5 protein-coding genes and 1 pseudogene are annotated in these 11539 nt (G+C 43.0%); all 6 read right to left on the bottom strand.

Translation table 11 applies throughout. From position 1 onward, the window contains the following. Positions 1–97 precede the first annotated feature (97 nt). Positions 98–4813, bottom strand: a complete 4716-nt coding sequence (locus BLS65_RS11545; protein WP_092439128.1) for an efflux RND transporter permease subunit — start codon at positions 4811–4813, stop codon at positions 98–100. A 1-nt stretch (position 4814) separates the two neighbouring features. Next, complete coding sequence (locus BLS65_RS11550; RefSeq protein ID WP_092439130.1) at positions 4815–7907, bottom strand: efflux RND transporter permease subunit; 3093 nt, start codon at positions 7905–7907, stop codon at positions 4815–4817. Positions 7908–7928: 21 nt separating this feature from the next. Then, positions 7929–8984 carry an efflux RND transporter periplasmic adaptor subunit gene (locus tag BLS65_RS11555; RefSeq protein ID WP_092439132.1) on the bottom strand — a complete coding sequence of 352 codons (1056 nt, stop codon included), beginning with the start codon at positions 8982–8984 and terminating at the stop codon, positions 7929–7931. A 12-nt stretch (positions 8985–8996) separates the two neighbouring features. After that, positions 8997–10478, bottom strand: a complete 1482-nt coding sequence (locus BLS65_RS11560) for a TolC family protein (protein WP_092439134.1) — start codon at positions 10476–10478, stop codon at positions 8997–8999. 66 nt (positions 10479–10544) lie between these two features. After that, a complete protein-coding gene (locus BLS65_RS11565; RefSeq protein WP_092439136.1) occupies positions 10545–11084 on the bottom strand; it encodes a golvesin C-terminal-like domain-containing protein in 540 nt (179 codons plus the stop codon). Between the two features lie 190 nt (positions 11085–11274). Further along, positions 11275–11539: pseudogene (locus tag BLS65_RS18290) on the bottom strand (hypothetical protein); the annotation flags it as partial.

The following is an 11539-nucleotide window of genomic DNA, read 5'->3' on the forward strand; positions in this document are numbered from 1 at the left end:
GCATTAAAAACAGTAAAACAAAAAAACCAATCTTACAATACTCGTTTTATTACCGGCATGTTGAAAACTTCAACCGCCATATTCTAACAAATAATAACTATGCCGACACAATATTTTTGAGTAAGCAGAGGTAAGCATCCTCGAGTCCTGGCTTAACAAGTTCAGCGTTGGGAGTAGGCTTTAGTGCCGACACGCAGCGCACGCGTACCAAATCGCCCTCGAGCCGATGGTGAACCACAAGAGCCTTTTCGCCAAACTGTTCAAACTCCTCCATGGGTATGGTAAAGTTCCAAACAAATCCCTCGGCAAGATTTGTCATATCATGAGGAATGCCTACATACTTAAGGGCTCCCTTATTGATAACCGCCACATTATTGCACGATGAAGAGATATCCTCAATTACGTGCGTAGAGAAAATCACGATACGCTCCCGGCTTAAATCGACAAGCAAATTACGAAAACGGATACGCTCACGAGGATCAAGGCCGGCGGTGGGTTCGTCTACCACCAAAATCCTTGGCAAATGCAGCAATATCTGTGCAATGCCTATACGTTGCTTCATTCCACCCGAGAAAGAGCCAATTTTCTGATCTTTCTTCTCGAGCATATGGACCGATTTAAGCACGTACTCGATGCGCTGCAATCGGGTGGGTTCATCCGTTATCCCCTTCAGCATGGCTTGGTAATCGAGATAATCCCAAGCGGTCAAGTTCTCATAAGTTCCAAACTCTTGAGGAAGATAACCAATAAGCCCCTGAAGCTCTTCCCGCCGTTCGAGTGTATCAATACCATTGATGAATATCTTCCCATAGCTTTGATCCAATATACCGCAGATAATACGCATCATGGTTGTTTTTCCGGCACCATTGGGACCGAGTAGCCCAAACATACCGGTTTCAATTTCGAGCGAAACCCCAGCTAAAGCCTTAAATGGCTGTCGGCGTTTACCTAAAAACGGTATGGCCTTTACCAACCGATAAAAGGCTCGTCGAATACCACCCATTCGTCCGGTAATTCTATCTACATTAATCTGATCGTTGTAGAGCTTGCGAGCGGTAAGGTAAATGATGATCGCCAAGGTCCAAATGATCCCCAGAAAAACCACAAGACCTACGCTTGAACTCTTCGCATAGAATACGGCAAGGTTCATAAACATATAGCCCCACACGAGAATCTTCAGTAAATGACTCTTAATCCAACGATTAATACCCCAAAGCGGTTTCCATGCAGTAAATGCCTTGTTGATGGGTGTAAAAACATTAACCAACGACAAACCAGTGAGATGGACAAATATGAATGTCATAAATAATCCCTCTAACCGGAAATAGGTAAAGTAGATTAGAAATCCAAGGAGTGGGAGTTGCCAACGGTAGTTGAGCAAGACAGCCTTTAACGTTAGTTCTTTGGAACCGACCAACCGGCTAACCAAACGCTTTCCTGAATTCCACTCACGACTAAACCGTCCATCCCGTTCATAAACCTTCACCAAGTTTTGGATCTTGATTCGAATGGGTTCAGCGTCGGCAATAAGCTTTGTTTTTGCTCTTCGCGTGCTTGAAATTAGGAAGTGTGTTAAGGCTGGAACGGCAATGAGCAATGAAGTAATACCACCCATTTTCAGAAGAAAGCCATCCGCCATATAGTAAATGGAGAAACTCCCGAAAAGTAGCGTAGCCAACATGATTATCTGAACAACTTTCGTCTGATTGCGAATCCACTCAATGCCATTCTCGAGGCCGGAGTAACAGGTAGGGATAAACACGAGGGTAAGAATTGTGCTGAAAGATAATCCACCAATGACCGTAATTGCGAACGTAGCCCCAATGGTTGCCACATACTCCTTTGTTCCTAAAGCTAAAGGAACCAATGCGACAATGGTGGTTAGTGAGGTTATCAAAATAGGTCTTACCCTTGAAATTCCCGATGTGATAATAGCTCGGTTCTTACCAAAGCCACGCTTTCGGAGGATTTTGGCATAATCCAACAGAATAATTCCATTGTTTACGACCACCCCAATTAGAATTATAAAGCCCATGAGCGCATTTGAGTTGAGAAGACTTTTCCCTGAAAGCATAATGGCAAGAATAGACCCTATGGCAGCCAATGGAATGGTAAACATCAACACAAGTGGGGCGATTAACGATTCAAAAACCGAGGCAAGAATCATGTAGATGAGCAGAAGTGCAGCACCAATCAAGAAGTAGTATTCACTAAAATCCGTTTGATCGTGCTTAATCTCTGCAACCACGCCCGAAGGTAAAGGATAGTTAGCCACGAGCTGGTCAATTTCGGCACGATAGAAATCGCGAGCCTCGCGAGTATTTACGGCCTCCTCTGGATAGGCAAAGGTTAGGGTCACCTGCTTCTCTTGGTTTACACGCATAATCTCTGATTTCCCGGTAGCATACTCAATTTCCGAAACGGATTGAAGATCGTGTTCGCTGCCACTCAAATCTTTAACAGGAAGAACTTTTAAATCACGAGCAGATCGGCTTTTTGACTTCTCTTCTTCGGTATTCTTTTCTTTAATTATAATATCATACTCCTCATTACCTTGCTTAAACTTGATACCAGTGGAAATTTCACCGGAGAAATTATTAAGGGCGTTGCCAACTTCGGAAAGTGGTATATTAAGTTCGTTCAGCAATATTTGGTCGAACAATAGATGAACTTCCGGCCGCTCGGGTTGTATACTCTGTGTTATCCAGATTGTTTTTGATTTGAGCCTGAACTCTAAATCATCGGCTGCTTTCTGAAGAAGACGGAAGTCCTGCCCCTTCAATATTACGGATTCGGAATTATCGCCCATACCCAGCATCCCAGCAAAGGCAGCAGACTCTACTCCACTTCCACGTCGGGCACCTCCACCTCCACTACCCCCGCCAGCAGCCTCTTCAAAATCAATCATGGCATTGGGTAAATCCGCCGTCTTCTGCCGCAGGTCATTTTTAAGATCTATCAATCGTTTGTCGCGTTCTTTCTCAAAGTCCTCCTTCAATTCCACCGAAATGCTTGCATTTGCAGCCTGAATTCTACTGGAGGATTGCTTTACTTCGGGCCATTCTTTTAAATATCCCTCGATAACACGAATAGTCTTATCGGTAGTCTCGAGAGAGGAGCCTGATTGCATGGTAACAAACACCTTGAGTTGACTCGTTACCGCCTGTTCTTCGCTGGTTACGCTAAATGCTAAACCTAGCATAAGCGAGATAAAGAAAAGAGATACTCCGCTTAGAATGGTTGCTACTGGATGGCGAAGCCCTGTTTTGAGTAACGCCAAATACATTTGAATGAGACGATGGCGTAACCCTATCGTCTGGATAGTTTGCACCCTTTTTCGGCCACCACTAATAAAAAAATGGGTAATAGCAGGAATCAATACCAATGCTGCGATTAGGGAGATCAAAAGCGTTGCAACAATTGATATCCCAACATTAAAGCCCAGCACTTTCACCAAAAATATATCGCTAAAAGTAAAGGGTAAGAATACAGCAAGAGTTGTAAGTGTAGAAGCAAATATCGAACGCCACACCTCGCCAGTTCCTCTCAGCACCGATTGATCGGCCAACGACCCAGGAATACTTTGGTGTCGAAATATATTCTCAAGCACAACCACGCTATTGTCCACAAGCATCCCAACAGCCAGCGCAACGCCAATTAAGGAAAGACTATTGATAGAAATATCAAACGCATAGAAAAAGTTAAAAGCAGCATAAACCGAGATGGGAATGGAAAGTCCGATAAGCGAAACAATCCGAATGTTGCCTAGGAAAAGCCATAGAATATAAATTGCAAAAAAACCACCCGTTATGGCGAGATCGGCAATATCATCGATGCTATTTTCCATCGTTTCGGCCGAATTGCTCTGTACCCCAATATGCACCTCTTGGGTAGCCAACTTCTCATTTAAGGTTGCAATAACCGCCAAGGTTCGATGCGACAATTCGATCATATTCGCTTGGCTATCGTTGGTTATGGAAATAGTAACCGCATCCTGCCCATTTATTCGGCTGTAGGAATCCTCCTTTTTAAAGCCAAAATAAATTTGAGCCACATCCTTCAAAAATACTGGACCTTTGGCCACCACAATAGATCCTACGTCATTCACATTTTCATACTCGGCAACCATATGGACAAACATCCTACTGGAACCATCCTGCACCTTCCCAACAAAAGTGCGCTGCTTTTGGTTGGACGACAGTGCACTCCGAACATCTCCTGTAGTAATACCGTGGGCCTTGCATGCATCGGGATCTACTATTACCTCTATGGTTTTTTCTTTCCCGCCAAAGATCCTAACCCGTGCAACACCCTCGACATTCTCCAACTCATTTTTTACTTTCTTATCGACCAAATTGCGAAGCCGCTCGAGTCCTCCGTTTCCCGTAACGTGTAGCTCCATAAAATTCCCAGCAAACTGGCTAGCATCAAACCTTACAATTTGAGTAAAAAGCCCTGCGGGAAGAGTAGGCTTAACCTGATCAACCTTTTGTTCCAGCTTAAGATAGCTGTATTTGAGATTTGTATTCTTTTTAAATGAAACGATAATTATGCCGTAGGTTGGTGTTATGCTTGATGTAATTCGCTCAATACCTTCCATGGTGCTAATTACCCCTTCGAGAGGAACGATTGCCTTCTGTTCCAAGTAATCGGGATCGACCTCAATGCCCGAACCCACTTGAACGATAAGAAAGGGCAGTTCCACATTGGGATATATCTCCACCGCCAATTTTTTATAGCTCACATACCCCAAAAGAGTGATGGCTATAAAAAACATTCCAATAAAAACTTTCCGTTTAATAATAAAGTCCATGCTAGTCGTTATTGGGTTGATCGTTCTGGAACCGGCCAAGCAGCCTATCGAAGGTATCGTAGAAGCAAGGAATCACAATCAGAGTAAGAATTGTAGAAGAAACCAACCCTCCAATAACTGCCAGAGCCATAGGGGCGCGTAAACTTGCTCCTTCACCAAATCCAATTACCATTGGAATAAGTGCAAGAATGGTAGTAAGAGTAGTCATAAGAATTGGCCGAATACGTTGCCGCGCAGCAACGACTATAGCCTCATGCCGATTCAATCCTGATTTCCTCAACTGAGTAATCCTATCGATAAGAATAATGGAAGCGTTTACCGTAATACCGGCCAGCATGATAATACCGATAAGTGCCATTATATTCATGGGTCGACCCAAAATAAAAAAGGTAATGAACGTTCCGGCTAACGATAGTGGAATTGAGAGCATAATAGTGAATGGATGAACCAATGACTCAAACTGGGACGCCATTACCATATACACCAGTAGTATGGAGAGAATAAAAGCAGTGCTTAGGTTCGCCATCGCTTCCTTTCGCTTCTCTTCCTCGCCTGTAACTTGAATCCGATACTGCGATGGAAGTTGAATGGAACTGATCCTTTCTTCAATCTGTTTTGCGACCTTATCGAGCGGCACATCGCTTGCTTTCTGTGCAAATATCTTAACCATTCGAACCTGATTACGATGGTAAATCTCGCGCGGAGAACGGCTTCTGGATATGGTTGCAATTTCACTCAAACGAAATACCTGGTCGCCATTTTGAATGAGAAGACCATCTAGCTGAGAAAGGGATTTCTCCGGAATTCTAATTTTTATTGGCCGCAACTCGCCTTGGTAATCAACCTGTCCTGCATCCTGCCCCTCGAGTTGGCTCTTAACCTGATCGATTACCGCTTGCATGGAGAGATTATACATTCCTGCTTTTATTCGATTTAACTGAATCTCAACTTCAGGAGTGCCCTCTTCAATGGAGGTTTGAATGTTGTAAATATCCTTCACCAAAAGCATCCGTGCCTTAACGCTATCGCATATTTCGGTAAGTAAGTTCAAATCGTCACCCTTTATCTCCACCACAACCGGAGCTTCTTGGGTTCCTAAGATTTGCCGTAAAGCAGAATCGTCGCGATTGAAACCTATCTCTAGGCCCAAAACGCCTGAAGTAGCCTTTGTAATGATTGCCATAACATCTTCGGGACTACGCTTGCTCTCTTTTTTAAGAATAATACGAACGTTTGCTGTGTTTTCTCCGGTATACACCGATGAAGCATTATCGGACAGACCACCGGAAGGTCCCACTTGGCTGTAAATCAATTCTAGATCATTGCCAAGGGCATCAGTAATAACTTGCTCAATATTCGATACGGCTGCTGATGTTCTGGGCAGCGTAGTTCCCTCCTGCATCTTTAAATCGAAGGTAAACTCTCTGCTATCAGCTTGGGGCATAAACTCAGTCCCAATAAATGGTACCAGCAAAAAACTTCCGATTGTAACTATAATGGCAGTAACCATTACGACAACCCGTTTCTTCAGAACCTTCTCCAAAAAGCGACCATATCCAGCAAACTTCAAAGATTTGGTAGAAACTGGTGCCGGTTTATTGGCATAGAAGAATTTATAGAGCATTGGCAACACAAGTATCGCGGCAAAAAGAGAGCAAAGCAACGAATATGTAACCGTAAGTGCTTGGTCGCGGAATAGTTCGCCCGAAGCCCCATGAAGATAAACAATGGGTAAAAAAACAACAATGGTGGTTATGGTAGAAGCAGTAATTGCAATGCCCACCTCGGAAGTTCCAATAATTGCAGCGTCACGAACCGATTTGCCCTCTTCGTGATTACGGAAGATATTTTCGATAACAACAATTGCGTTATCCACCAACATACCTGCACCCAAAGCCAATCCACCCAGCGTCATGATATTTAGACTCATGCCAGTGAAATACATCAACAGGAATGTAGCCACAATGGAAATGGGGATGGTAATGCTTACAATAAGCGTGGTACCTGCTCGCCGTAAGAAAAAGTAAAGCACTCCAATGGCCAGAACAATCCCCACCAAAAGGCTATCCTTAACCTCACCAATAGCCTGACTAATAAATGTTCCTTGGTTGGTAATCACATCCAACCTGCAAGAAGGTAAAATCTTTCGAATTGCAGTAAGCGATTTGTTAACCTCTGCGACAGCCTTTACCGTGTTAAATTTGGTTTCCTTATAGACGGATAGCGCAAGGCAGCGTTGTCCGTTTAACCGAACTATATTTATAGGATCTTGGTTACTAACGCTAATGGATGCAACCTCTTGAAGATAAATTGGTGCCCGCGTTCCAGCAGGATTACCCTTCTGGGTCGATTTATATCCAACAACCAAAGCGTTAAAATCCTCTACAGTTTTGAGTAAACTGACACCTTTCACAATGTATTGCATACCCGATTCGGTAATAGTACCACCAGATATCTGCTGATTGTGGGCCATGATCTTCTGGCTAATTTCGCTCAAAGTAAGACCAAAGGCTTGCAGCCGATAAGAGTCGGTGGTGATGCGCATCTCGCTCTCCTCTGCTCCACTAACCTCAACTTCGGCCACCCCTTCAATCCTCACCAGCTCATTCCGTATGTAATGATCGGCGAGCTTACGGAGTTGGTTGAGGTCAGGATCGCCAGCTTTGCTAAATCCAATAACCATGATGGGAGCGGCATTTGGATCATGCTGGGTTATGCGGATTTCATCAGACTGCTCTTTGTTGGAAAAGGTATTTACTGCCTTTTGCAGATCAAGGAAAGCCTCATCCATATCGGTTTTCCATCCAAACTCAACAGTAATTTGGGCACTACCAGCCCGAACCACTGATGCAACTTCCACTACACCAATTTGGCGAATAGCCATCGATTCTAACGATTCAACAAATTTCTTCTCCATCTCCTCGGGAGGTCTTTCACCTGAGCGAACCTCAATAAACAGCCTTGGATTATTCAGATTTGGAAAAAGATCAACCCCAAGTTTATCAAACGAAAACCAGCCAAGAACACCAATGGCAAAGATGATCATAAGGATGGAAACCGGGTAGTCAACCGCAAACTGCGTAATTTTCTTCATTGGGTAAATGATTTGGGTTGATTACCGAATAACCTTAACCTTACTATTGTCCTTCAAGGTTTCATAGCCCTTTACAACCAGCCTATCGTCCTTACTAATCCCTGATACAATTTCTACTTTATTGGCGTTCTCAATGCCGAGCAATATCTCCTTTTGATGAGCAATTCTTTTGTCCACGACAAAAACATACTGCACATCATTATTGCGCATTATCAATTCTTTCGGTATCACAATCGTATTTTTCTTCTGGCTTAGAATAATATCGGCATTCACGAACATGCCCGGTTTTAGTTGTAGCTTAGAGTTACCAATCTCCACCCTACCCTTAAATGTTCTTGTCTCTGCGCTGATGGCTGGCGAAATATCGGTAATCGTCCCCCAAAGGGTATCGTTTGGAAGATTATAGCTGGTAAGCCTTACCTTGAACCCTTGCTTAATTTGTGAGATATATTTCTCGGGGAGATTTATTTCCATATACATCTTACCAAAATCCATTACCGTAAAAAGAGGTTGACCTGCGGCAATCTGAACGCCCTGCGTATAGTATGGCAATTCCACAAGGATTCCGCTAAACGGTGCATTCACTTTCATTTTTGCCAGTTTCAGTTGGGCATTTTTATAGTCATACTTGGCATTAGTAAAGTTAACCTCTGAGTTCCTCAGTTCGCGCTGGGTAACGCCTCCCTTTTCAAAAAGCGATTCCTGCTTACGAAACTCCTGCTCAGCAAGGTCGAGGTTCAGTTTTTTTGAGTCAATTGCAATACTGTTTTCGAACTCAGCATCCTCAATGGATATAACTACGTTATTTGCGGTTACCTTATCGCCTAGTCGGAATTGACGACCCGTAGCAGGATTATTTCGAAGGGTGTAAGCTCCTGTGATTTCCGATTTAAATTCAGCTTTTTGCATCGGATAAACCGTGCCATTGGTATTGATAAGTTCCTCTATGGACGAAAGAACGATGGGGCTTACCGACACAGGAATCTCCGGGTCATTGGAACGCACAGGCTCATTATTGTTACACGAAATGGCCGTAAAGGCTATTGCTATAAGGATAATGGAAACTCTATTTTTCATGGTAGCAAAGTGTTATTGTTTTACTTGACTTTCGGAGGTAGGAACAATGGCTCGTTGGTTCTCGAAATCGTATAATGTTTGTATTTTCATATTTAGAAGGCCCTGCTTATAATCAATTTGGGCCTGTAGAAGGGACATCTTTTTCTCGGAGAGTTGATTCTGGTAGAGTTTTAGATCCATGCTGGTTAAATCGCCATTACGGTAACGTTCAAGATTAATTTCATAAGTCAACTGAGCATTTTTTTCGTTTTGGCGGGCAATATCAATCTGATTCAGCTGATTTTTCAGACTACGGTGGATTTTTCGGATGTTTAGTTCAATCTGTTTTTGCTCCGTTCCTAGATTTAACTCCGACGATTTGACCACCGCTTGTTGAGCTTTAACGCGCGCTTTTTTCTCACCCCAATCGTAAATGGGAATATTGAAACTAATCGAAACCTTAGGAGAGGTCGATGGCGTTTCATAAACATTTGCTGCCTTGGGATTATCGCCCATTAGGCCTAAGGACAAATTAACATCGCCCTTAAACTCGTTTAGTGCTTGTGTGCGAATAAGATCGAACTGGGAGTTTTCTATATCAATCTGGCGCTGACGAAGCTCCATCCGCGCGCTCAAAGCCTGTCTTACAGCAAAGTCTACGTCAATTACAACTGGATTAACGGAAATATCGGCAAGGGCAATAGCTTCCTCGGAAAAAGGAATACCCACGTATAGTTTAAAATCATCCTGTATGTTTTCTCGATCAACCTTACGGTTTTCTAAACCAGACTTGGCATTCATTAAGTTAAGCTCCGCTTGGTAGAACTGCTCCTTTGCCGCCAAACCGGCACTAACCTTATTCTCAATTATCTCATAACTTTTTTGAGTCTTTTCGAGTTCATCCTCCGCAATAGTTAGGTTTTTTTGAGCAAGAAAAAGGTTGTAGAAGTATTGGCTAACATTCTTTTCCAAGTTTAACCGTTGCATGGAATAGTTTAGATTTGCCTTTTCATAATCGAGTTCAAGTTCACGCAACTCCATCTTCCGTTTATTGTAGGTAAACAACGGTTGCTGTATATTCAGGTATAAGTTATTGCTATATGATTTTGTCTCCGTTTTACTGAAATCGCTATAATTCTTCCGCCACGCTGCATTATTATTGAGCGAGACCGTTGCATCAGTTGGTAAAATAGGCTGAACAATCGAAAATGTCCCCGAGGATGTTGTTGATTCAGTGTTTATCCATGTGGAATAGGTGCTATTGAAGTTACGGGAGTTTTCATACTCAATAGGTGTAACGTTGAGTTGAAATTTCGATTTAAGTCCTGCTCGCTGCGCATTTAGCGACTCCTTAAATCGCTCCAAATTAAGCAACGACTGTATAATATCGGGACTTTGATTCCCCGCTACATCCAAGGCGCGTTCAAGAGTATAAACAGTTTGCCCATCCGCCGGAGTAAAGCCAATACAGAAGAAAGAAACAGTAATAAGTAAGAGCACCAATTTTCGTATCATCGAATTCTATTTTAATTTTTTCTGTTAGTATCCTTTAAAAGCATTAAAATCAAGGGTCATCACAACTTATAAGAGAACCGCCTTTACTGCATCCGCAATTACAACCCTAGCATTGGATTCGTTCGAAATCACAACCTTAGCGTTACCTGGAGTGCAGAAATAAGTCCCAAGTAGCACCCAGCCAGCATCAACCTCCTTCGTATTTACAGTCACTTTATCCACACCATCATCATGGTAAATGGAATAGTGGTACTCACCCAACGCCTCATTATCCGATTCACCCTTCTCCTTGGCAATGAAAACATACACGTCGTACTGTCCTTCTTTTGTAAGTGGCAATATCCAAGAAGCCTGTGCTACTCCATTGCCAGAGCGAATGGCCGTGGCCGAGTACACATATTTGCCATAAAATATTTCACCCACATACTTCCGCCAGCGTCCACCAACTCCCCACCAACTATATCCCTGGTATTCGTCACCCGATTTCTCGAAACGGTTGGCCAACTTTCGAAGCAATCCTTGATTCTGACTGTTTGTAACACTAAACCCTTTATCCTCATTATCAACAATCAATGCCGACTCTTCGTCCCAGCTGGTAAATACCACATCTAAAGAAACCTGAGAAGCCGTTTGAGTAGATGTTGGAATTATTGAAGGCGCTGAAATTTCGCGTCTTACGGGAATGTTGAGCGAAGCATTGGTATTTACAATAACGGCGGATGGTTGCTTATCCGTTAATATACTAATGACTTTGGCTGTAATCTAAAAAAATGTTGTTGATAATATTTTGTTAGCATTAAAATGCTGCACTAACCTGAATTACTCCACTATTCCAATTTTGCGACTTCCACGACCGTTTCACTGGACATCGGTAGGTGCGCTCTGAGTAGGCTTGTATGAAACTCTTGTAATGCGCTTCAATGTTTGTAAATAGATCCCATGCTTGGTAGCGTTTCAACAGCTGCCGGCCTACCTTTTCCGGTGAGGATTTCTCCTTCTTTGCCCTTTCTACCGCGACAAACCAATTCGAATAGTTCTGTAGATACTTCGTTGACACGCCT

This window comes from Williamwhitmania taraxaci (genome assembly GCF_900096565.1).
GTDB lineage: Bacteria > Bacteroidota > Bacteroidia > Bacteroidales > Williamwhitmaniaceae > Williamwhitmania > Williamwhitmania taraxaci.